This is a genomic window from Lysinibacillus sp. FSL R7-0073 (assembly GCF_038009065.1).
GTDB lineage: Bacteria > Bacillota > Bacilli > Bacillales_A > Planococcaceae > Lysinibacillus > Lysinibacillus fusiformis.
Genome location: NZ_JBBPAS010000001.1, coordinates 2938458 through 2960768 on the forward strand (window position 1 = coordinate 2938458; position 22311 = coordinate 2960768).

Below are 22311 nucleotides of genomic sequence, written 5' to 3' on the forward strand. Positions count from 1 at the left end.
TCTCTCCTTATTCAAGCGGCTCTAAAATCGCTTCAATTTCTGCTCGTTTTTCTTCTAAAAATGGCGGAAGATCTAGCTCTTTTCCTAGTTCATCTACTGTGGAATCCACCGTAAACCCTGGGCCATCTGTCGCCATTTCAAATAGAATTCCGTTACGATCTCTAAAATAAAGACTTTGGAAATAATAACGATCGACGACACCTGTACTAGTCAACCCTAGTTCTTTAATTTTTGTATCCCATTCTTGAAGTTCCTCCATCGTTGCTACACGTATAGCAAGATGGTGAATACTCCCTTTACCTGGCTTTTCGCTTGGACCTTCTAATTCTTTAACAAGAATCTCACCAAGTACTTCTCCCTCTATCGATTGCAGAACTGTCCCTTGGTCATTTTCTGCAACAACTGTATAGTGAAATAAATCTTGTAGTAAATTTACAGTCCGTTGTAAATAACGCACCGTAATTTCAACTGTACCCATTCCTAAAATGCGATGCTCTTCAGGGATTTCATTGCCATCCCATGGTTGCCATTGAGTTGGCGTTTCCTGACCATGATGGTTTAATAACACCATTCTTAATCCTTCATGATCTTCAAAAAACAAGGCATCTTTCCCCGTATATGTGGTGATGTCACTATGTTCAACCCTGAGTTCTTGAAATCGACCTTTCCAATAAAGTAAACTCTCATAGCTTGGTACAAGTAGACCAATACGTGTTATCGCATTGGTTCCTCGCACTGTACGTCCCGCAACAGGCATCTCAAAAAATGTTAATTCTGTACCCGCCGCCCCTGTTAAGTCTCCATAAAATAAATGATACATAGATGGGGAGTCTTGATTCACGGTTTTCTTTACGCGTCGTAACCCTAAAATTTTTGTGTAAAAATGATTATTTTGTTTACCATTTTTCGTTAGCATGGAAATATGATGGTGCCCACTTAATTTGTTCATTTGACTGCTCCTCCTCTAAATCACTTGACTAAGCAAGTGATAGGGTAAAAAAAATTACGCAAGTGGCAATTTTTTTTCCTGACTATGCTTTTCCAGCTTTGTCATGACTTTATATAAAGTTTTCATTTCTTCATCTGTTAATACATCTTCAAAAAATGAGGATTGGAAGTGAAGCTGACTAGGTGTTGCTGCATCAATCATTTGCTCCCCTTTTGCAGTCAACGAAATCGCCTTCGTCTTCCAATTTTGCTTACGCTCAATCAGTCCCTCTTTTTCAAGTCTTGCTAGCATTCGAGACATTCCACCTTGTGTGACCGTTACTTTTTCTGCTAGTTGACATTGTGTAATAGGTGCATAGGTTTTAATTTGGATCAGCACATCAAATTGTGCTGTTGTTAGATCAAAACGTTTTAAAAATTCATTGGATAATTGATTACTTTGGGCTGTAAAGCGCATCATGCGAATCCAGGTTAAAGTACCTAATGTATGATTTTTCACGACTTTATCCTCCCTTCTGTTATCACTTTACCACGCAAGTGATAAAGTAGCAAGGAAAATATCTCGAATTTGAGATATTAAATACATAGGGAATACCCCTATATGATCCCATGAGTGGTAATAGGATATAGATTTCCTTTAAAAGCAAATGAGATTCTCCCTGTTTCTTCTGATACAACCATAACAAGTGCATCACTGACCTCACTTAATCCCAATGCTGCACGGTGTCTTGTGCCTAATTTCCTTTCACCTGTATAGCGCTCTGACAGTGGTAATACATTTGCTGCCGATTCAATTTGATTATGATTGACTAATACAGCACCATCGTGAAGTGGATTGCCCGGGAAAAAAATAGATTCTACTAACGAATGAGTTAAGTCAGCACCTATATGAATACCAGGCTGAACTAGATTCTCCAAAGCGTCTTCTCGCTGAATCACAATTAATCCACCATGTCTTCTCAGCGACATATTTTGTACACTATGCGATAGTTCTGGATACTTTTCAGTAAACGGGGAAAGATAACAATTTAAATAAAACGTGGCTGCTTTCATTTCAATTGCCACAAATCTTTCTTTAATTTTTTCAAAATTGCCAAGGAGACAATTTGTATCAGTATCCATTTGTTGAACACTTTGCTGTAATGACATAATCACTTGGAGAAGCTCATCTTTTAATGTTTCTTTCATTGGTGAAAAATCACAATTTATTGGATTCACAAAAGGCACCTCTCTTTTTTATAAAAGTTTTTCTCTCTTAGTTTCCCTGGAAAAGCTATTTTTATGCGTCCCAGAAAGTTAGAGCTATGAAGCGTTCTTTTTCTCTAATAAGAAAGACAATATGAGTCCTATCATACTTAAAATGGTTGTCGCGAAAAAGGCTGAACGAATTCCATACAGCATCGCATTTGCGGTGCCCATCTGTAGCTGAAGCGTAGTGACTGTGCTCATGATTGTAACTAATAACGCAGTGACTAATGCTCCTCCAACCATACGCAATGTGCTATTCATTGCTGTTCCATGTGCCATCAATGCTAGAGGTAAAGCATTCATACCAGCCGTTGTCAGAGGCATCATAATCATGGAAATGCCAAATGAAATCGTAGTAAATAGAAGTGCCAGTAACCAAAGACTCGTATTCATTGATAACCCTATTAATACACTAGACCCAAGCAAAATACAGGTAAATCCTACAAGTGCTAAGCCTTTACCTCCAACCTTATCGAAAACTTTCCCTGTCATTGGTGACATGATGCCCATCACTAATGCACCCATCAATAACACCAACCCCGTTTCAAGTGCGGTCAATTGACGTACATTTTGAATATAAAAAGTTAACAGTATTTGCGTACCGATCATAAGTGCATAGACTACGCTTGATAATATAGTTGTAATCGTGAAAATGGTCGATTGAAACACACGAAATTCAAGCATTGGTTGTGGTAAATGGAGCTGACGTCTAATAAATAGGACAAGCATAATGCTTCCCACTGCTAATGATATCCATACCTGAATTGTTAGAAACCCCACAGCTCCCGCTATACTGAAACCATATAACAAGCCTCCCCAACCAAAGGATGAAAATACGATAGAAAGACTATCTAACTGCCCCTCTTTTTTCGTCGTTACATTTTTCATAAAAATAGTTGCTACTGTTAGGACAATAACGGAGACTGGCAAGACCGTAAAAAATAAATGTCTCCATGTAAGGTGATCTAAAATCCAGCCTGCTAATGTTGGACCCACTGCTGGTGCAAAACCAGTTACTAGGCCTGCAAACCCCATAATTGAACCACGTTTTTCTTTTGGGTACATCGTTAATATAATGGTTTGCATTAAAGGCATAATGATCCCTGCACCGGATGCTTGAATGATTCTAGCAATTAATAAAACTGGAAAGGATGGCGCAAACGCACCTAAAAATGTGCCTACACTAAATAATGTTAATGCTACGATTAACAATAATCGGTTGGAGAAACGGCCGATTAAAAAAGCAGTTATTGGAATGAGAATACCATTTGTTAATAAATAAACCGTCGTGAGCCATTGAGCTAAATTGGCATCAATCTTGAAATCTTCCATGATTGGTGGCATGGCAATTAGTAATAATGTTTGATTAAGAATAGATACAAAGGCAGCAGATAATAGAATCGCTACAATTAAATTTCTTTTGTCGTTCATATTACATCCTCCTATTGTTAGTTAGTGGTAACTAACATTTTATTTGAAAATATATAGCACTTTTAGTGAGGGAAAAGCTATACGCTTACTCCACTCACAAAAGTAGCTACGAATTGTTGAATAAAAGGTTCTTTTTGATCCTTTAAAAAATGATTGCCCCATAATGCATTGGTTACAAAAAAACCAAAGAGGCTCGTTAAAAAAACAATAGCCTGCCCATAAGTATCTATCTCTTTCAACGACCCTTGCGTAATTTGAGATTGGAAATAAGTAGACAATAACTTTTGTAGCTGTTGGGTTTGGGTATTCGAAATAGATTCCATTAGTTCAGGTAGTCTATCGCGATCTTGGGCTGCGATGAGAAAAATGGGTTTGTTTTTTTCCATATACGCTAAATATGTATGAGCAATTTGCTGAAGATCATTGACGAGATTACCAGATAACTCTTCGGCAAAAAAACGTTCAAAGTACGGAATATATGAATGGGTTTGAAGTACCGCATGAAGAATACCCATCTTTGTTTCAAAATGACGAAAAACGGTCATTTCACTAACACCAGCAGTAGTGGCAATATCTTTTACTGAAACATTCGAATAGCCTTTTTCAGTCATTAAATCTGTAGCTGCCATAAGAATTTTCTCTTTTGTATCTTTTTTCATGCTCAATCCCTCCGAAATGTTAGTCATGACTAACAAAAATATAAACAACTTTCCCCTCCTTGTCAAAAAAAACGCGTTACCTCTAGAACTAATTTTCTACAGGTAACACGTATGTGTTGGCTTACATATGTCCAGCCCGTATTTTTCTCACAATACTAAAAGTCGTATATGTAGCAGCTGGTGCTAAGACGACAATAAAAATGATCCAAACTGTTAGATTATTTGTTGCTTTCAAAGTTTCATAATTTGTTATGACAAACATGATGAGACCGAATAATAATAAATAGCTCAGCACATTTGGGAAGATAACGATTAGTCGTAATAGTGCTGGCGGCATCTTTTGCTGATTCATATTAACCACACCCCTTTTTTCAATTATAAGGGAAATAAGTGATTTATCGTACTACATTTTTCCTTTTAGATGCTATAAATATATAGCATAATAAACAAAAAACATCTATTAGCTGTCATTCCAATTAATAGATGTTTTTCAGATTAAAGCAATGTATTGTTTTGCCAAGTATAAATCGCTTGATCGGAAGTTAGAAACGTTTGCGGGAAAGTTTCCTGTGCCTCTGCCAAAAATGGAGGTAAATCTTGTGGAAGAAAGCGAGCACTTAAATGATTTAATAGTAAATATTGTGCCCCTGCTAGCTGTGCGACCTTGGCTGCCTCCAAATTGGTAGCATGACCATAATTGGCTGCTAAATCGGTTGTTGTGCCGTCAAATGTTGCTTCATGTACAATGATGTCAGCACCCATTGATAGTTGAACAGCTTCCTCACAATATTTCGTGTCACCTAAAATGGTCAGTGTAAAGCCTTTTTTGGCTGGTGCAACAACATCTTTCGCTTTTATGACCTCACCGTTATCAAGCACGACATCATGCCCTCTTTTCAATTGTCCTAAAAGAGGTCCCTGGGGAACACCTAAATCCTTGGCTTTCTCGATTAATAATTCGCCAGGTAAATCCTTTTGTTCAATACGATATCCGTAGCATGGAACAACATGACGCAATTCCTTCGCGTGTACCGTGAAACAATCATCCTCATATACAATCCCTTCTTGAACTTCTACAAAGTGCAAAGGATATGTTAAATGAGTCTTTGATAAAGAGAAAGTTTGTTCAATCCATTGCTGTAAGCCTGCTGGACCGAAGATTGTTAGAGGTTCATCTCCTCCTTGAAACGAACGAGAACTTAAAAAGCCAGGCAATCCAAAAATATGATCACCATGAAGATGCGTAATAAAAATTTTTGACACTTTCCGCGGCTTTAACGAGGTGTGTAAAATTTGATGTTGAGTTGCCTCTCCACAATCAAAAAGCCACATTTCACTTATTTCGTCTAACAGCTTTACCATCAGAGCACTCGTATTTCGTTCTTTGGAAGGCATGCCTGCGCCTGTTCCTAAAAAATGTAGCTGCACAAATGCCACCTCACTTCATGTTTTATCGTTTTATTGTACCTTATTGGGCCTCATAAGAAAAACCTTTGGTAAAAGCTTTCTCCAAAGGTTTTGTCGTTTATTTTGGTTGCCAAGAAACAAGGGCTGCATGAAAATCATGACGATAATAATAGCGACCATCTTTTTCTTCAATAAAAGGTTGCAGCGATTCCTCAACGTGTGCTTGTTTGACATCTGTATTTAATATTTTTTTACTTTGAGTCGTCACTAGCTGTTCATAGCTTTCATAAGCATAGACGCGCTCTAAAGGAATAATTTGACAATCTGCGTAAATATCCATTTCGTATAGTAGATTTAAAAACTCTATATAATCTCTTCGGGGGAATTTGATCGTATAGCCATACTTTTCATACAATCGTTCGTAGTGTGGCTGAATGGGCCCAGTCGTCATCCCTATGATGGCCCGTTTGGTCGCGAGTCGATTCATATGTGCTAAAGCAGCTTTAATTTCATACATACGGTAAAAACAATTGACGCCTAAGACGATATCATGTGGCTCAATCTCATCTTTTTCTAAACACTCCCATTTTGCATTTACGTAGGAAACGTGCTCCTGATGAGGCATACACTGCTGTAAGTACTGCAACATACTTTCGGAGCTATCCACACATGTGAGCTTGTTTACTCTATCTGCTAAAGGAAAGGTGTAATTTCCCCAGCCAGGTCCAATTTCTAATACAGAATGTTGGGGCTCAATACTTTTTTGAAGCTCCTGAAAAATGCGTGCAGCATACGGATCAGTTTGCCCCATATTTTTTCGTGCAACAGATTGTGCCCAAAATTGCTCTTCTAGCTGATCATTCACCATACGCTCAGGCATATGCCCATGCCAGTCTTTCATACCTTCTTGCCATAATGCTTCAAAATTAATGGCTAATGGTCCTTTTCTTGTCATACAGATACCTCTATTGATAATAATTCATATACTTTTTTCATATCAAGATTTGCTCGTACGTGACTAGCTAACATATTGTAGGCATCTTCTCTTCTTTCAGCATCGCTTTTTACCTCACGAGGTAAGGCAGCTAATCCTTTTTTTACACGGATGTCATTGATAAGCTGACGGGTATACGTACGGTTATGGAATAAACCATGGAAATACGTGCCAATCACCTGTTCGTCTTGACTAATAGCGCCATCCTCTCGACCATCCTCAAGCTGTAAAAACGATGTAACTTCATCACGTAAAATTTTTGTTCGTCCTAGATGAATTTCATAGCCGGTCAATAGGTCCTGTCCTCTTGTGCCAGTCATTTGTACCGTTTTTTTATTGCCTACAAAAATAGTTTCCATTGGCAATAAGCCAAGACCATAAGCAGATTCACCATTGCCCTCCACTGCATCTGGATCTAATAGCGTCTCGCCAAGCATTTGAAAACCACCACAAATTCCAATAATTTTGGTGCCATGCTCCCTTAATCGGGCAATGGCTTGATCGAAGCCCTGTGCCTTTAACCAGGCTAAATCATCCATTGTGCTTTTTGTTCCTGGTAGTATGAGCAAATCTGGCGTACCAAGTTCATGAACTTTTCCAATTAATCGAACTCCCACTTCAGGCTCATCAAAAAATGGATCGATATCTGTGAAATTTGAAATACGGGGTAAACGAATCATCGCCACATCAACAGCAAATTCTCCTGGTTTTGGCTTTTTAAAGCGTAATGATGATAAAGCGAGTGAATCTTCCGCTTCAATATTGACCTCTAAATAAGGCACAACACCTAGCACTGGAATGCCTGTTTCTTGCTCCACCCATGCCAAACCATCATCCAATAATTCACGCATACCTCTAAATTTGTTGATGATTAGCCCTTTCACTCGTGCCCGCTCCGCCTCATCTAGCAATGCCAGCGTACCAACAATCGAGGCAAAAACCCCACCACGATCAATATCGGCAACAAGGACAACCGCTGCATCTGCTAAATGTGCCATTCGCATATTAGCAATATCACGATCCTTTAAGTTAATCTCTGCTGGGCTTCCTGCCCCCTCTAAGACAATGACATCATATGTATTTTGAAGCGTACGAACTGATTTTTCGACGATGGGCATCGCTTCCTGGACAAAATTATTGCGATATGTTTTGGCATCCATATTTAAAAAATGCTTTCCGTGGACGATGACCTCAGACATCATATCTTGCTTTGGTTTGAGCAAAATAGGGTTCATATCAGTTGTTGCAACAACACGGGCAGCTTCAGCCTGTACTCCTTGTGCACGACCAATTTCTCCACCGTCTTTTGTTACAAATGAATTAAGCGCCATATTTTGCGATTTAAAGGGGACAACTTTAAAGCCATCATCCGAAAATATACGACACAATGCCGTACAAATCATACTTTTTCCAACATCGGAAGCAGTTCCTTGAATCATGATCGATTTTGCTGGCATAATCATTTTCCCTCCGTCATTATAGGTGTCACGCTGCCATATTCTGTTCCACGAGACACGGTTATTTGCCTTCGTTCCGTTAGTAATCACTCTTATCCAACATGCGTAGTTCACCTAGTTCAGAGTAATTCATCCACCCTGAAGGTGAAGGATGCTTTAAAATTCAAGCCCCTTCACAGCTGGAATACCTTCATCATAATAATGCTTAGTAGCATCAATCGTAGAAACTAAATCAGCCATTGCTAGCAACGCGGGATTGGCACTTCGTCCTGTCACCACTAAATGCATGGTCGATGGACGTTGCTGAATAGCTTCTATGACTTCTGCCAGTGGTAGAACATCATCAATTGGAAACTTACTTATAGCCAATGCATTGTTTAGCTCATCTAACACTAATAAATCAATGCTGTCATCTTGTAGAGCTGCCTTCGTTTTTTTCCATGCCTTCGATAAGGCTACACGATGCTCCTCTGGTGTTTTGGTCCAAGTGAAGCCAATGCCCATTTGTTCCATTTCCACACCTAGCTTACGCAGGGCAATTTGCTCTCCGTACGTACGCTCAGGTGATTTAATAAATTGCATATAACGCACATTTAACCCACGACCTACCGCACGTAATGTTACACCTAGAGATGCTGTCGTTTTGCCCTTTCCTTCGCCTGTATACACTAAAAACAAGCCTTTTCTTGCCATGCTATTAGCCTCCTTACAGCCAAGTTGTCTTTTCTTGAAATGATGTACGCTTCTTGTCGTTAAGCTCCTGTTCTTGTGGGTAGCCGATAAAAATCGTCCCTACCACTTTCTGTGCTTCACTTGCACCGATAAACGAATGCATGCGCGGATCATGAACAAGTCCAACACCACGTGTACGCCAAACAAAGCCAAGACCTAGCTCCTCTGCTGTTAGCCACATCGACATAATGGCACTGCATACAGCAAAAACATTGTCCTCTGTCGCATCGGCATCTCCCTCCACAACATCTGCTGTCACAACAATTGCGACAGGGGTTGTTTGTACAACCTTTAATGAGCTTTCCACTAAATTCGGCTTTGTCGGGAAGCGTTCCTGTAAATAAGCACTCGCCATTTCCTCATAACGCTCCATTGCTTCACCTCGAATGACGTAGAAGTGCCAAGGCTCTCTCATTCTGTCATTAGGGGCAAATGTAGCTGCTTGTAATATTTGCTCAATTTTCTCTTTTTCTACTGGCTGTGTTGTGTAATTCCGAATAGCTCGACGCTTTTTTAGTGCTTCGATGACTGTCATATTGCTTCCTCCTTCTGCTCTCTCAATGAGATGATTATGAAAAAGCAAGTCCCTGCTCTTCAAACCATTGAATTTTTTCACGTACATTGACGACATCACCTACTACAATCATGGAAGGATTATGATATCCTTCACGTTCAATAATGTTCGCAATTTCATCTAGTTGCCCTGTTATAGTTCTTTGTTGAGCAGTCGTTCCCCATTCAATCACCGCGACAGGTGTTGTGGCTTTACGTCCATTGTCGATTAATTTTCGAGCTATGTAGGCAATATTACCAACGCTCATATAAAAAGCGACAGTATCAATACCAGTTGCTAATGCTGGCCAATTTAAAAAATCCTGTCCTTTTTCTTCTCGGCCATGTCCTGTCACGAGGGCAAAACTTGTGGCAAAGTCTCTATGTGTCACAGGAATCCCCGCATAAGCAGGAGCCGCAATACCTGCTGTGATACCTGGCACAATTTCATAGACAATGCCATGATTTTTTAAGATTTCAGCCTCTTCTGCACCACGGCCAAAGACGAATGGATCGCCACCTTTAAGACGTGTGACAATTTTGCCTTCCTGCGCCTTCTCCACAAGTAATGCATTAATTTCATCCTGAATCAGGTGGTGTTTCCCTGGTAATTTCCCACAGTAAACGAGCTCCGCATCCTTTTTTGCGAAGTCTAGCAATGCCGGATTTACAAGACGGTCATACGCAATAATATCAGCCTTTTGAATACATTCCAGACCATAGACCGTAATGAGCTTTGGATCTCCAGGTCCTGCGCCAACGATATAAACTATTCCATCCTTCATTGCTTTTCTCCCATCAATAGTTGTTGTAAATAAGCTTCACGTCTATCAATCTCACCTTGACGTGTCCATTCAAGGATGTTTGGCTCTAGCAAGGCCTGTAATGCCGCACGTCTTTGTGGGCCTTTATCAAACTTTGCAGCAACCATTAAACGAGCTTGCTGCAAAAAGCATACGTAATCTTCATAGGCATCATCAAATTGATCCTCTAAGTCTGCTTTAATTTTACGTGCTAGCCCGGGACTTGCTCCTGATGTCGAGACAGTTAACACTAAAGGACCACGACGAACTGTCGCTGGGGTAATAAAATCACTTTCACTTTGTCTATCTGTTCGATTAATTAATTGCCAATGCTGTGCCGCCTCTTGCACGGCTTCGTTAACAGCCGTCACATTTGTGGCAGCAATAATAAGGATTGCATCATCCAAATCACGTGGTTCAAACTCTTTTCGTTTCCAAGTAATTTGCCCCAATTCGGCTAGTGGCTGTAAATCTTCATGCAAGGCTGGACTAACGATGACGATATTCGCCTTCGCTGGTAAAAGGGATGCTACCTTTTGTGTGGCTACATGACCACCGCCTACGATTACAACCGTTTTATATTCTAAATTAATATGAATAGGAAAATAATTAGTCATCATTCTTCACCTTCTTGCAAGCTGTTAACCAATTGTCAACTAGCTTTGGGTTTGATACAAAATGAAAATGCGTATAACCAGCCACCAAATTCCCTACTTGAAAGCCTTCTTGCTTTTTGCCAAAGCGTCCAATTGTTTCATAGGCAGGTGTATGATGGGAGCCGCTATACTTGGAATAGTGGAATTCATGTCCCTTTGCCTGTTCCTCTGAACCGATTAAGAAATTACCTGCTGTACCAAAAATTTCACGATAGCCAAGTGCTGCTAGCTTTGTTTGCATCGCTACTTCCCCTGGGATTACACCTACCATGTCATAACGCTCCCCATGGCTATCTGTAATAGCTTCTGTTAAATACATAAAGCCTCCACATTCAGCCAAAGTCGGTAGACCTTTGTTTATGGCTTCACGTATAGATTGTTTGGCAATCGTATTTGCCGCAAGTGTCTGCGCAAACTCTTCAGGAAAGCCACCCCCTATATATAAGCCATCTGCCTCTGCTGGTACTGGCTCATTGGCAAGTGGTGAGAAAAATTGTAATGTCGCACCTTTCGCCCGTAATAACGCCAAATTTTCTTCATAATAAAAATTAAATGCCGCATCTTTTGCTACAGCGAGACAAATATTTTGTGTAGGCTCTTCTGTAAATAATTTGCCTGATTCCTGAAGTACCGGGGCCTTTGTTATACGGAGTAATTGCTCTAAGTCAATGGTCTCAGCCATCAGGTCTCCTAGCTTGTCAAAAAATGAATGAAGCTCTCCTCTTTCAATAGCAGGGACTAATCCTAAATGACGACTTGGAATATCAATCCCTTCTTCGCGCTTTAAGTAGCCGATTACAGGAACCCCACATTCTTGTTCAATAGCAGTCTTGGCAATTTCATAATGGCCAACGCTACCAACTTGATTTGCTATTACACCAACGATATTTGGTTTATTTGATAATAATTGAAATCCTTTCACAACTGCCGCAACACTTCTAGCCATACTTGCACAATTAACGATTAAAATAACTGGACTCTCTGTTACTACACTAATATCTGCGGCAGAACCAGCATCTGATAATGGACTTTTACCATCATAAAAGCCCATTACACCCTCAATAATAGAGACGTCTGCATCCCTACTTGCGCGAGCTACAATATCACATACTGCTTCATGCGAGAACATCCAACTATCAATATTGCGTGAAACTCTACCTGTTACTGCCGTATGATAGGTTGGATCGATATAATCAGGCCCACATTTAAAGCCCTGCACGACTTTCCCTTTATTTTGTAGAGCCTTCATCAGTCCAATAGTAAAAGTAGTTTTACCTACACCACTGCCTGTCCCAGCTAGTACAAAGCGATTTGTTTGCATGGACTTCCTCCTTAAAATAGGTATCTAGCAACTGAAATCGTAGCATTACCTGATTTTTTCTTTTCTAAGATGAGTGATTTGACTTGAGCATAACGCATAGCCGCAGGTTCACTGACACCATATGCCCCTGTATATTTAAAGACTGTTTCTGAGGGTGATGGGAACTCAATTTCATTTAATTCTGTCGGTGAATAGGTAACGAACTCCCAATCATATTTTTGGGTAATATCTAGGAAGCATTGCTCATCTTTCTTCAGATCAATTGTACAAAGTGCCTTCACACTTTTTTTCGAAAGTTTAAGCTCTGCCAGGGTTTCATCAATGACTTGTTCAATCTCCTCAATAGAGGTACCACGATTACAGCCCATGCCTAAGATAATTGATTTTGGTCGATAAATGACACCATTTTCAAGCAAAACCTCTTCTTCTCGTTCGATTATACGGTCCGTTATTAACAATGTTGCATGAGGCTTAGCCTCTATGGCCGTCTGTGTAGATGGATAAATTTTAATATGCTCAGGCATTGGTGTATCACGCATCCACCAATCTCGTTCACCAGTTTCCTGCACAATTGCCACATGTTCCTCGTTGACGACAGAAGCGCTTACAGGCGTTAATTTATCGGCACTATCCCAAACCCATCCAAAACGTGCACCAAATAGATCGACAGGAATAGTCTTTTGCACATCGGAAGCTGTTGTAATAATAGGGTTGGCACCAAGAGCTGCCGCTACCTCATGTGTTAGTTCATTGGCACCGCCAAGATGTCCTGACAAGACACTTATTACGTTTTCGCCTCGATCATCAATAACCACAACACCCGGATCAGTCTTTTTATCCTTTAAAATGGGTGCGATCATTCTTACAACTGCACCTAAAGAAATAATTAAAATCAAACCCTTGTATTGTTTAAATAGAGTCGGCAAAAGCAAACGAACTGTTCCAGTAAACAGTTGAATATGCTTTTCCTCCTCATCGCCCTGTTCAAATTTACTCATATAATACAAATCACTAGCGGCAAACGTTTGTTGGAGACGACGTCCTATTTGAACACCGTGCTTTGTAATCGCTACAACAGCATATGCATTGCGCTGATCAACTTCTGGTAATATCCCCTCTTGTAACTCAATCACTTGTCTTCACACCTTTTCTAAAGCCATGTGTAAAGGTTGCATCATATAATTTCGAGCGATATTGATCCTTATCATGAATATCAGGATCTAGTGCCCAACCTGCTAGAATCATCGCATGCTTACGAATTCCATTCACGCGCATCGCTTCATCTAATTCTATTAATGTCGTACGAACAATTTTTTGATCTGGCCAAGAAGCACGCTGAATAACCGCTACGGGTGTATCATCAGCCCAACCAGCACTTTGTAGTTCTTTGACAATTTTCTTTGTAAGCGTCGCACTTAAAAATAGAGCAATTGTACAATGATGGCTTGCTAAATCACGTAATTTTTCAAATTCGGGTACAGGGGTACGCCCTTCAGCACGAGTTAAAATTAAAGTTTGTGTTAAATCAGGAATCGTTAGCTCAGCCCCAATAGCCGCTGCTGATGCAAAAACAGAGCTAACCCCTGGAATAACTTCGTAGCCAATGCCTTGATTTTTTAAGAGTGCTACTTGTTCCATAATCGCTCCATACATGGCCGGATCACCTGTATGCATGCGAGCTACTATTTTCCCAGCATGGACCCGATCAGCCATCACAGCGACCATTTCCTCTAAATGCATACCAGCTGTTCGAATAATTTCCGCATCTGGTCTAGCTTTCGCAATGAGATCTTCACTCACTAATGAATCTGTATACATAACAACATCTGCTGTTTGTAACATATGTAAGCCTTTAACTGTAATTAAATCTGGATCACCAGGACCAGCGCCGACTATATAGATTTTCTTCATTATTTACGCACCACCATTAATGTTAAATATTCTAAATCGACACCATCCAACTCACGTACATCCCAAATTACTTCTTCGTCAGATGTTACCTTTGTCACAACAGATGCTTTATCCAGTAAATCTAAATCACGTAGTACCTGAAGCATTAAATCAATTACTTTTGCTACTTTAATAAAGACCACAGCATCATGACTTTCAATAGCTTCACGCATTGCCCCATAATCATCATAGGCAGGAATAATTGCGACACGGTCATCACCATCTGCTAATGCAATGCCAAGTCGAGAAGCGGAGCCATTAAATGAAGATATCCCCGGAACCGTACGAATTTCTACATCTGGATGCATGTCCTGCATTAACTTCATCATATGGATAAACGTACTATATAATAACGGATCACCTTCTGTAACGAAGGCCACATCCTTGCCCTCCTGTAATTTTTCATATACAAGCTCGACTGACTTAGTCCATTCACGCTCAAGGACAGCTTCATCCTTCGTCATAGGAAATACAAGACCAAGCATATCTTTTTCTTCTGGATTAATATAAACATCTACAATACGATGGGCATAACTCTTACTGCCTCTAAGTTTTTTCGGATAGGCAATAACAGGTGACTCTTGAATCACACGAAACGCCTTCACTGTAATTAATTCTGGATCGCCAGGACCAACGCCCAAGCCATATAAAACACCTAAATTATTCATGATTTTCTTCCTTTCGATAAGCCGAAATAATAAATATTGGATTTAATGGCACAAAGCGTGTCATATTTAAGATCGGTTTGCTACGCGCAAGCTGTGCCTGTAAAATATCAACCTCAAAATCACAAGCCTTAAACGCTTCCACTGCTTTATATAAATTTTCAATTGTCGCTGCATTTAAAACAATGCGACCATTTGGTTTTAAGCGGTTACAGCACAATTGTAGTAATTCGACCATTTCACCACCAGTACCACCGATAAAAATGGCATCAGGGTCTGGGAAATTATCGAGTCCCTCTGGAGCTCTACTATGAATTGCTGTTATATCCACACGGAATTTTTGCTGATTGTGCAGACAGTTTTCTAAATCAGGTGCATTTTTTTCAACGGCGTAAACTTGTCCCTCAGGTGAAAGCTTACCTGCTTCAATGGCCATAGATCCTGTGCATGTGCCAATATCCCAAATAACACTATCCTTTTGAAGTTGCATCGCCTGTAAGCTTAAGACACGAATTTCTTTTTTGGTAATGAGTCCTTTATCTGGCTTTCGTTGAGAAAACTCTTCATCATCGATACCGAGTGTGTAGCGTTTAGGTTCAATGATTTGTTGTAAAATAACTACGTTTAAAGGAGAAAAATGTGTGGTCTCCATTTCATCTAACGAATACCAATCATATTTTTCATCTTCACCCTGTAGATTTTCGGCTACAAATGCACGATATTCGATCATACCAAAATGCTTTAAATAACGTGCGAGCGCATTTGGGCTATTTTCAGCATCTGTTAATAGAGCTATTTTCTTTTTCCCATCGATGCGCTGTGCCAAGCCTTTCATAGGTCGTCCATGAATACTTGTGACATAAGCATCCTGCCAGCTTTCTCCCATTTTCGCGAAGGCTAGCTGTACGGAGCTCATATATGGATAAACCTCCAAATCTAGCTTTTTCGCTAAATAGCCTCCCACGCCATAAAACAATGGATCTCCAGATGCGAGAATAATCGTATTTCTTGTTTCCTCTGACAATCTCTCAACAAGTGCTGAAAGACCTCCTTTGATCATGATTTTTTCCCCTGTAAAATGGGAGAAAAAATCAAGCACGCGCTCACCACCTACAAGTACCTCACAGTCTTCAATCCACTGGCGGTATTGTGGGAATAAGCTTGCTAATCCGTTATCCCCGATCCCAATTAATTTCATCGATCGATGCAATGTCATCAGCCCTTCCTAATAATTGTCCCTGCATCGAATAAATCGATGTGGAAAGCGTTAAACCGCCCTTTATATGATGAATGGAGGAATAGCAGCAGGCCTCACACATACGATGGAAAAATGATTCATATCCTTTTTCCATCATAATTTCACCTACTTGCGACGCTGTGTTGGCCTCTCGTATTTCGGTTATTGTGTCTGCATCTGCCCCTACATCTTCGGCAAGTTGTGCTAAAAAGTTAAAGTCAATCGGAGCACTTTTGGAATGCACCATCATTACCCCTTGTGCCACCTTTGAAAATTTCCCCATCATCCCGACAAGGGACACTTGTTTAATACCGAGTCGCTTACAATGCTTTAAAGTAAAGCCAACAAAATCACCCATTTCAACAAAAGCTTCTTCAGGTAAATGGGGGTATTGTTTCATCCCAAATTTTTCACTGCGACCACCTGTTGTCACTACTAAATGCTCACAGCCAGCCTCTTTAGCGACGCTAATGGCCTGTACAATACTAGCCATATACGCAGAACTTGAAAAAGGCACGACGGTTCCCCTTGTGCCTAAAATAGAGATGCCTCCAAGTATACCAAGACGACCATTTAACGTTTTTTTCGCAATCTCCTCACCCTTAGGTACGGAAATCACTACGTTAACCCCTCGTGTAATTTGAAATTCGTCCAATACACCTTGAACAGTGCTGTGAATCATTTTCCGTGGGACAGGGTTAATGGCTGCCTCTCCAACAGGCACTGGTAAGCCGGGCTTTGTCACACGCCCGACTCCAATCCCTCCATCTAAATGAATACCAGGTGTCTCTGCCCAGCTCACAGTACCGACGATGAGTGCCTGATGTGTGGCATCTGGGTCATCACCAGCATCTTTAATCGTTTCACAGCTGACGGCATTGTTTTCAAATAGGCATTTTTCAATGGTAAAGGTCGCATCCCTACCTATTGGCAAATGAATCGTGCTTGTTTCTTGCTCTTCATTTGTAATAAGGGCGAGTAAAGCTGCCTTTGTTACTGCAGTTGCACAGGCTCCTGTTGTATAACCGTGACGCATGTCCTTAGGATCCTTTTTTGGCTTCCGCTCCATTATTTTTTCGCCTGTTCATCCGCTAAAAGTGAAATGGCATTTAATGCGGCAACCGTCACTGTACTACCGCCTTTACGACCAACATTTGTAATGTACGGAATACCTTCAAGTTTTAGCAGCTCTTCTTTCGATTCAGCCGCAGACACGAAACCTACAGGCATACCAATAATTAAATCTGGTTTTGCTAAGCCTTCTTTAATTAAACGAATCAATTCTAGTAATGCAGTTGGGGCATTACCAATAGCATAAATACCGCCTTCATGCAATTTTGAGGCTTTTTGCATCGATATAATGGCACGAGTTGTATTTTGCTTTTTCGCTTCTACAGATACATCCTCATCCGCAATATAGCAATGTAAATCGCCACCATGTTTTTGGAAACGTTTTTTACCAGAACCACTTTCAATCATTTGCACATCCGCAATTACATGACGCCCTGCCAGAATAGACTTAACACCTGCTTCAAGTGCTCCTGGTGTAATAATAACGCTACGACCTAGCTCAAAGTCAGCAGATGCATGGATAATACGGCGCACAACCTTCCATTCATCCTCTGAAAAGTCATGCTCCCCCATTTCCTCCGCGATAATCGAGAAACTGTAATCGTAAATTTTATCTGGGTCTACTGTTAATGGTTTGAAATCTGTTTTAAAATCCATTGTCATTGCCTCCTAAAGTGTATGTTGTACAGCCTGTAACACTTCTTTAAAAGTGGAATATTGCTGGCCATATTTAATATTGGGTCTTGCAATAAGAATTGTTTCTATAGAACAGGCAAGGGCTGCCTCTAGCTTCTCATCTACTGAGCCGACTTTGCCGCTTTCTTTGGTAATCATTAAGGTCACTCCATATTGACGGAATAATGCTTCATTTAATTCCTTTGAAAATGGGCCTTGAATGGCTACAATATCTCGCTGTACCACACCGAGCGCCTCACATTTTTCCATATTGTCAAGTCGTGGGAGCATACGAGCAATTACTCTTGTATTTTCTAAGCCTTGTAAAACTTTCGTAAATGTAGCAAGCGTTTTACTACCTGTTGTCAGCATAATGACACCACGTTTTTCTGCTGCTAACTGAGCTGCTTCCTCATAATCTTTCACGACTGTAATAAGTGGGTGTGCATAATGTTCATGGGCACGTTCATAGCGAATATAAGGAACTTGCGCTTTTTCAGCTGCTGCCATGGCATTTTTCGATGCCTCTTCTGCAAATGGATGAGAGGCATCTACCACCAATTGAAAGCCTTGTTCCGTTATAATAGTCGCCATTTCTTCCGCTGTTAGTCGCCCTATTAAATGAGGCAAGCCAACGTCAGCAAGACTTGAGGCTGCAGATTCCGTCACAACAGTGGCAGTTACAGCATGTCCCGTCCTTTGCAATTCAAGGCCTAGATTCCTTGCATCACTCGTACCTGCTAACATGAAAATCATTTTACTGGCTCCTCTTCATGATGATGATGATGGTGGTGATCGTGTTCATGATCATGGTTGTGGTGGTGGTCATGTCCATGGTCGTGTTCATGATGATGATGATGTGCATGTCCATGAACAGCAGCGTAAGCACGATAATCTTCAAGATCTTTCATACCTGTTGATGTACCATTCACCGCTTGCTCAATACGTTCTAATAGAACATTTTGTAAACGTTCATGGTAGCCAAAGTAGTTGGCAATTTGAATCTCACATGCTGGAAATTGCTCATTGAATTTCTCACACATAACATGCATTCGCTCCATTAAAATACCCGTGAATAAAAAGTAAGGAAGCATGATAATTTTTTTAGCACCTAGTTTGACACAGCGTTCAATGCCTTCTTCAACACGTGGGTCCGTTACGCCCATAAAGGCACTTTCCACGTATTTAACAGGTAGCCTTTCCCATAGCAATCGTGTAATTTTATAAAAATCTCCATTTGCATAAGGATCACTGCCCCCTCGAGCAATTAATAAAATGGCTGTATCTTCCTGTTCTTGATCAGTATCAAATCCAATTTCAACTAAACGATCTTGCAATATCGCAAATATTTCTTCATGAATGCCAATTGTTTGACCATATGTGAATGTGATATTCGGATAATGTTCACGAGCATGCTCGATTTCTGCTGGAATATGTAGCTTAGAATGACCTGCATGAAGTAAAATAATTGGGATCACATGTACCTCTGTAGCACCCTTTTTCACACAGTTTGTAATACCTTCTTCGATGTTAGGAGAAGCAAATTCAAGGAAACATGTTTCCACTAAATATTGTTCATCAATGCGAGATTTCATTTGCTCGATAAATGTACGTACCTCATCATTTCCTGCTGCTAAACGGCTCCCATGGCCAACAAATAATATAGCTTTCATCTCTTTTCTCCTCACTAGTCGCCGCACGGAGCTGGCTCTATTTTTATTTTGGAAGACATATCTTGATACGTAAAATGCATTATCTTTTTCACACGCTTGAAGTATTTAAATAAACGTTCGTTTGGATGCGCATTGGCTTTATATTCTTCAATAATATCTGTAATTAAAGGGATCAATTGTTCAGGCTCCAAACCTTCTACAATAGGCTGTGCTGCATGAGCCGTACGCCCGACTGGTTTCGCTCCAATAAAGACATCAAATTTACTTTTGCGATAAACAATCCCAATATCATCAAACACGGCTCGATAACAAGCCATCCCACAGCCATTAAAGCCAATATTTAACGTTTTCGGTAATGACATACCACCGAGCTTTTCTTGGATTTCCTCCGCATATGGAATGGAATCTGCTTTTTCACCGTAGCAAAAATCACAAGCCTTCAACGATAACACATCACCAATTGGTGCTAATAAAAAGCCTACTTCCTGTAACTTCTCAGTGATACGTTCAGGCGTTGTTGTAGGTATTTTTAAATGGATTTGATGATCTGGTGTATATTCCATCGAACCATCTTCCCCTACGACCTCTGCTAACGTCATCATTTGCTGTGATGTGAAGAATTTATTGGCCACTCCAGGGCTCACTGCTAATTCAAAAATTGATTCTATTTTTTGTTGTACAAGCTTTGGAGTAGCCTTTATAGCACTTGTTCCCTTTACCATTGCAAGCGCCGCTGTAGCCATTTCAAGTGCTGTTTTTTTCGGCTTTGGCATAACGGCTATACTGGGTTTATTAATTCTCCCTGCATTAGGGTCTGCCGCAAAGTCATTTCGTGCTGTCCCTGTCTCTTGATTCATCGCCCATGGCTCATTTTCTTCCCGTAAACGTTGATGTGGACGTAACGGCTGTTTTTCCTCGCCAAGTGTATATTTACGTTGGTAGCCACGCGGTGTAATCATTTTATTATCATAGAAAAACGTAGATGAGTTTCCGATAATAACGGTTGTCAGCATACCGATATCATGTTCCAACATTTCTGCCAATGTTGTCATAGTCACTTCCTGACGTTCTCGATAGGCACTTTTTACAAGTCCTACTGGTGTGTCAGGCGAACGATATTCTAAAAGAATTCGTTGTGCTTCGACAATTTGTCTTGTACGGCGACCACTTTTAGGATTGTATAAAGCAATAACAAAATCGGCCATAGCTGCGGCTTCCACACGCTTCGCAATTAAATTCCACGGAGTGAGATGGTCACTTAAACTAATGGTACAAGCATCATGCATGATCGGCGCACCAAGTAAACTAGCACATGAATTGATAGCTGAAATACCTGGGACAATCTCAACTTCAATACCAGTTGCCTCTGTCCAACCTAGCTCAATTAATACTTCATAAACTAATCCCGCCATACCATAAACGCCCGCATCTCCACTCGAAATGACTGAAACTGTACTTCCTGCCTCTGCTTGACGAACGGCCTCCTGTGCACGTGATACTTCTTCTGTCATGCCTGTACTGACAATGGATTTTGCGCTGACTAAATCTTGAATCAGCTCAACATAGGTTTTATAGCCTATGATCATATCACTTTGTTGTAAAGCCTCTACTGCACGTGTCGTAATATGCTTAAAGTCTCCAGGCCCAAAGCCTACTACGAAAATTTTCCCTTTTTGCGCCATGTTTTTACCCCTCTTTCACCTTTTCAATCCCTTTAATGGCTGTCGTTTGCACTGTTCGCTGTAATGTCCCTTCCCGAAGTGTAAAAACATGATCGTTATATAAGGTTTCATGATGCAAATCCTGTACAAGTGTTCTAGCATGCTCCGTTGATGGTACACGATACCAATTCCCCTGGGGGTAAGCAATAACAACACAAGCATCTTTGCACCGTCCATTACAGCGCGTTCTAGTCGTATGTATTTCTTTATCTAGTGCGTTTCGCTGTATTTCATCTCGTATAGCTTGGGTAATTTCCTCCCCATCCTTGTTCATACAGCTACTGCCATTGCAAATAAAGAGATGTGTTTTCATCCCCTCTAAATTCCACGTTGTCATCTTATGTCTCCCCTCATTTGCTTTTGGAAAAAAGAAAAAACCTTTACTCTCCCGAAGAGTAAAGGTTTGTAGAAGCCAAATAAAAACGAATAGATTGAAAGAAAGATCCTCGCTTTTGCTTCAACTTCTCCCTCCGAAAAGTTTGCATGCACAATCTGATAAGCAGGTTTCCTGACTTAAGCTTCATTTTACTGTCGCACCTTCCCTAGTTTGCACAGGTGGCATTGCGATTTCATCAGCTATTACAGTAGCGGGGGCTGTATTGGACTTTCACCAATTTCCCTATTACCTCGAGTTCTTCGAGCACTTATCGACGTTTTATATGAAATTTTTAATCGTATATATAATAGAAAACTGTCTTAATCATATCTTATTATTTTAAAATTTCAATATTTCTTTAAAAAATCATGACAAATTTATCAATTTCACAGGAGGGTTAGAAGCTATTTAAAAATTGACTTTGCTTCCTTTAATCCTAAAAACACTAGTTATCAGAATTTTCTACATTGATATTCTATTTTAAATTTTTTATAAAAAAAGTATAGCATATTTATGGAAATTCGTGATACACTTTGTCGTGAAATCTCACAACTTACTATTTTTCGGTGTAAAATGCTCGTCATTTTGCTTAAAAGGGAAGCCGGTTTAAGTCCGGCGCGGTCCCGCCACTGTAATAGGGAGCTTTATAGAAAATGTCACTGTCCAATGGATGGGAAGACCTATAAAGTGTTGAACTAGAGCCAGGAGACCTGCCGAAAATATGTGATCGTTTCA

General features: G+C 40.4%; 24 protein-coding genes and 2 riboswitches. All 24 genes read right to left on the reverse strand.

Annotated features, from left to right (window positions below; genetic code table 11):
* Positions 1-7 precede the first annotated feature (7 nt).
* On the reverse strand, positions 8-949 hold the full coding sequence (locus tag MKY88_RS14615; protein WP_340814025.1) for a ring-cleaving dioxygenase: 942 nt from the start codon (positions 947-949) through the stop codon (positions 8-10).
* Between the two features lie 54 nt (positions 950-1003).
* Positions 1004-1408, reverse strand: a complete 405-nt coding sequence (locus MKY88_RS14620; RefSeq protein ID WP_372429067.1) for a MarR family winged helix-turn-helix transcriptional regulator — start codon at positions 1406-1408, stop codon at positions 1004-1006.
* Between the two features lie 137 nt (positions 1409-1545).
* Positions 1546-2166 (reverse strand): sporulation-specific diadenylate cyclase CdaS, encoded by a 621-nt coding sequence (gene cdaS / locus MKY88_RS14625; RefSeq protein ID WP_083244704.1) that lies wholly within the window; start codon positions 2164-2166, stop codon positions 1546-1548.
* An 84-nt stretch (positions 2167-2250) separates the two neighbouring features.
* Positions 2251-3627, reverse strand: coding sequence for a DHA2 family efflux MFS transporter permease subunit (locus tag MKY88_RS14630; protein WP_340814027.1), 1377 nt, complete (start codon positions 3625-3627; stop codon positions 2251-2253).
* Between the two features lie 77 nt (positions 3628-3704).
* Positions 3705-4286, reverse strand: coding sequence for a TetR/AcrR family transcriptional regulator (locus MKY88_RS14635; protein WP_328200439.1), 582 nt, complete (start codon positions 4284-4286; stop codon positions 3705-3707).
* A 121-nt stretch (positions 4287-4407) separates the two neighbouring features.
* Entirely contained in the window at positions 4408-4638 is a 231-nt protein-coding gene (locus tag MKY88_RS14640) for a hypothetical protein (RefSeq protein ID WP_008178293.1), read from the reverse strand.
* A gap of 143 nt (positions 4639-4781) precedes the next feature.
* Positions 4782-5714 (reverse strand): ribonuclease Z, encoded by a 933-nt coding sequence (rnz, locus tag MKY88_RS14645; protein ID WP_340814028.1) that lies wholly within the window; start codon positions 5712-5714, stop codon positions 4782-4784.
* 97 nt (positions 5715-5811) lie between these two features.
* Entirely contained in the window at positions 5812-6648 is an 837-nt protein-coding gene (locus MKY88_RS14650; protein WP_258269049.1) for a class I SAM-dependent methyltransferase, read from the reverse strand.
* Complete coding sequence (locus MKY88_RS14655; RefSeq protein WP_193833717.1) at positions 6645-8144, reverse strand: cobyric acid synthase; 1500 nt, start codon at positions 8142-8144, stop codon at positions 6645-6647. The genes MKY88_RS14650 and MKY88_RS14655 overlap by 4 nt, the downstream gene beginning before the upstream one ends.
* A gap of 156 nt (positions 8145-8300) precedes the next feature.
* The gene (locus MKY88_RS14660) at positions 8301-8837 is read right to left on the reverse strand and encodes a cob(I)yrinic acid a,c-diamide adenosyltransferase (protein ID WP_069481852.1); all 537 of its coding nucleotides are present in this window, start codon (positions 8835-8837) and stop codon (positions 8301-8303) included.
* Positions 8838-8850: 13 nt separating this feature from the next.
* A complete protein-coding gene (locus MKY88_RS14665) occupies positions 8851-9411 on the reverse strand; it encodes a nitroreductase family protein (protein ID WP_328200435.1) in 561 nt (186 codons plus the stop codon).
* Between the two features lie 34 nt (positions 9412-9445).
* Positions 9446-10213 (reverse strand): uroporphyrinogen-III C-methyltransferase, encoded by a 768-nt coding sequence (gene cobA, locus MKY88_RS14670; protein ID WP_069481854.1) that lies wholly within the window; start codon positions 10211-10213, stop codon positions 9446-9448.
* Positions 10210-10848 carry a precorrin-2 dehydrogenase/sirohydrochlorin ferrochelatase family protein gene (locus tag MKY88_RS14675; protein ID WP_069481855.1) on the reverse strand — a complete coding sequence of 213 codons (639 nt, stop codon included), beginning with the start codon at positions 10846-10848 and terminating at the stop codon, positions 10210-10212. Before MKY88_RS14675 ends, cobA begins: the two co-directional genes overlap by 4 nt.
* Positions 10841-12208 carry a cobyrinate a,c-diamide synthase gene (locus MKY88_RS14680; protein ID WP_328200434.1) on the reverse strand — a complete coding sequence of 456 codons (1368 nt, stop codon included), beginning with the start codon at positions 12206-12208 and terminating at the stop codon, positions 10841-10843. The genes MKY88_RS14675 and MKY88_RS14680 overlap by 8 nt, the downstream gene beginning before the upstream one ends.
* 11 nt (positions 12209-12219) lie before the next feature.
* Positions 12220-13341 carry a cobalt-precorrin 5A hydrolase gene (locus MKY88_RS14685; RefSeq protein ID WP_069481857.1) on the reverse strand — a complete coding sequence of 374 codons (1122 nt, stop codon included), beginning with the start codon at positions 13339-13341 and terminating at the stop codon, positions 12220-12222.
* Positions 13334-14119 carry a precorrin-4 C(11)-methyltransferase gene (cobM, locus tag MKY88_RS14690; protein ID WP_328200432.1) on the reverse strand — a complete coding sequence of 262 codons (786 nt, stop codon included), beginning with the start codon at positions 14117-14119 and terminating at the stop codon, positions 13334-13336. Before cobM ends, MKY88_RS14685 begins: the two co-directional genes overlap by 8 nt.
* Positions 14119-14826, reverse strand: a complete 708-nt coding sequence (gene cobI / locus MKY88_RS14695; RefSeq protein WP_193832477.1) for a precorrin-2 C(20)-methyltransferase — start codon at positions 14824-14826, stop codon at positions 14119-14121. Before cobI ends, cobM begins: the two co-directional genes overlap by 1 nt.
* A complete protein-coding gene (gene cbiE / locus MKY88_RS14700; protein ID WP_340814029.1) occupies positions 14819-16039 on the reverse strand; it encodes a precorrin-6y C5,15-methyltransferase (decarboxylating) subunit CbiE in 1221 nt (406 codons plus the stop codon). Before cbiE ends, cobI begins: the two co-directional genes overlap by 8 nt.
* Positions 15996-17129, reverse strand: coding sequence for a cobalt-precorrin-5B (C(1))-methyltransferase (locus MKY88_RS14705; protein ID WP_069481860.1), 1134 nt, complete (start codon positions 17127-17129; stop codon positions 15996-15998). The genes cbiE and MKY88_RS14705 overlap by 44 nt, the downstream gene beginning before the upstream one ends.
* Entirely contained in the window at positions 17129-17788 is a 660-nt protein-coding gene (locus tag MKY88_RS14710) for a precorrin-8X methylmutase (protein WP_008178269.1), read from the reverse strand. The genes MKY88_RS14705 and MKY88_RS14710 overlap by 1 nt, the downstream gene beginning before the upstream one ends.
* A 12-nt stretch (positions 17789-17800) precedes the next feature.
* Positions 17801-18562 (reverse strand): precorrin-6A reductase, encoded by a 762-nt coding sequence (gene cobK, locus MKY88_RS14715; protein ID WP_328200431.1) that lies wholly within the window; start codon positions 18560-18562, stop codon positions 17801-17803.
* The gene (locus tag MKY88_RS14720) at positions 18559-19479 is read right to left on the reverse strand and encodes a sirohydrochlorin chelatase (protein WP_340814030.1); all 921 of its coding nucleotides are present in this window, start codon (positions 19477-19479) and stop codon (positions 18559-18561) included. Before MKY88_RS14720 ends, cobK begins: the two co-directional genes overlap by 4 nt.
* Before the next feature lie 14 nt (positions 19480-19493).
* The gene (gene cobJ / locus MKY88_RS14725) at positions 19494-21161 is read right to left on the reverse strand and encodes a precorrin-3B C(17)-methyltransferase (protein WP_328200429.1); all 1668 of its coding nucleotides are present in this window, start codon (positions 21159-21161) and stop codon (positions 19494-19496) included.
* Positions 21162-21165: 4 nt separating this feature from the next.
* Positions 21166-21537, reverse strand: coding sequence for a (2Fe-2S) ferredoxin domain-containing protein (locus tag MKY88_RS14730; RefSeq protein WP_069481864.1), 372 nt, complete (start codon positions 21535-21537; stop codon positions 21166-21168).
* A gap of 144 nt (positions 21538-21681) precedes the next feature.
* Positions 21682-21863, reverse strand: a riboswitch (cobalamin riboswitch).
* A 260-nt stretch (positions 21864-22123) separates the two neighbouring features.
* Positions 22124-22308, forward strand: a riboswitch (cobalamin riboswitch).
* Positions 22309-22311: the final 3 nt, after the last annotated feature.

What these genes read in the sequence shown, in the direction of transcription:
- cobM (WP_328200432.1), bottom strand. Translation starts at nt 14,119, where the DNA reads ATGAAGAAAATCTATATAGTCGGCGCTGGTCCTGGTGATCCAGATTTA.
- MKY88_RS14650 (WP_258269049.1), bottom strand. Translation starts at nt 6,648, where the DNA reads ATGACAAGAAAAGGACCATTAGCCATTAATTTTGAAGCATTATGGCAA.
- MKY88_RS14630 (WP_340814027.1), bottom strand. Translation starts at nt 3,627, where the DNA reads ATGAACGACAAAAGAAATTTAATTGTAGCGATTCTATTATCTGCTGCC.
- cbiE (WP_340814029.1), bottom strand. Translation starts at nt 16,039, where the DNA reads ATGACATTGCATCGATCGATGAAATTAATTGGGATCGGGGATAACGGA.
- MKY88_RS14640 (WP_008178293.1), bottom strand. Translation starts at nt 4,638, where the DNA reads ATGAATCAGCAAAAGATGCCGCCAGCACTATTACGACTAATCGTTATC.
- MKY88_RS14635 (WP_328200439.1), bottom strand. Translation starts at nt 4,286, where the DNA reads ATGAAAAAAGATACAAAAGAGAAAATTCTTATGGCAGCTACAGATTTA.
- cobK (WP_328200431.1), bottom strand. Translation starts at nt 18,562, where the DNA reads ATGATTTTCATGTTAGCAGGTACGAGTGATGCAAGGAATCTAGGCCTT.
- MKY88_RS14620 (WP_372429067.1), bottom strand. Translation starts at nt 1,408, where the DNA reads ATGATGCGCTTTACAGCCCAAAGTAATCAATTATCCAATGAATTTTTA.
- MKY88_RS14665 (WP_328200435.1), bottom strand. Translation starts at nt 9,411, where the DNA reads ATGACAGTCATCGAAGCACTAAAAAAGCGTCGAGCTATTCGGAATTAC.
- MKY88_RS14720 (WP_340814030.1), bottom strand. Translation starts at nt 19,479, where the DNA reads ATGAAAGCTATATTATTTGTTGGCCATGGGAGCCGTTTAGCAGCAGGA.
- cobI (WP_193832477.1), bottom strand. Translation starts at nt 14,826, where the DNA reads ATGAATAATTTAGGTGTTTTATATGGCTTGGGCGTTGGTCCTGGCGAT.
- MKY88_RS14660 (WP_069481852.1), bottom strand. Translation starts at nt 8,837, where the DNA reads ATGGCAAGAAAAGGCTTGTTTTTAGTGTATACAGGCGAAGGAAAGGGC.
- MKY88_RS14675 (WP_069481855.1), bottom strand. Translation starts at nt 10,848, where the DNA reads ATGACTAATTATTTTCCTATTCATATTAATTTAGAATATAAAACGGTT.
- MKY88_RS14615 (WP_340814025.1), bottom strand. Translation starts at nt 949, where the DNA reads ATGAACAAATTAAGTGGGCACCATCATATTTCCATGCTAACGAAAAAT.
- MKY88_RS14655 (WP_193833717.1), bottom strand. Translation starts at nt 8,144, where the DNA reads ATGCCAGCAAAATCGATCATGATTCAAGGAACTGCTTCCGATGTTGGA.
- MKY88_RS14705 (WP_069481860.1), bottom strand. Translation starts at nt 17,129, where the DNA reads ATGGAGCGGAAGCCAAAAAAGGATCCTAAGGACATGCGTCACGGTTAT.
- MKY88_RS14710 (WP_008178269.1), bottom strand. Translation starts at nt 17,788, where the DNA reads ATGGATTTTAAAACAGATTTCAAACCATTAACAGTAGACCCAGATAAA.
- MKY88_RS14680 (WP_328200434.1), bottom strand. Translation starts at nt 12,208, where the DNA reads ATGCAAACAAATCGCTTTGTACTAGCTGGGACAGGCAGTGGTGTAGGT.
- cobA (WP_069481854.1), bottom strand. Translation starts at nt 10,213, where the DNA reads ATGAAGGATGGAATAGTTTATATCGTTGGCGCAGGACCTGGAGATCCA.
- cobJ (WP_328200429.1), bottom strand. Translation starts at nt 21,161, where the DNA reads ATGGCGCAAAAAGGGAAAATTTTCGTAGTAGGCTTTGGGCCTGGAGAC.
- MKY88_RS14730 (WP_069481864.1), bottom strand. Translation starts at nt 21,537, where the DNA reads ATGACAACGTGGAATTTAGAGGGGATGAAAACACATCTCTTTATTTGC.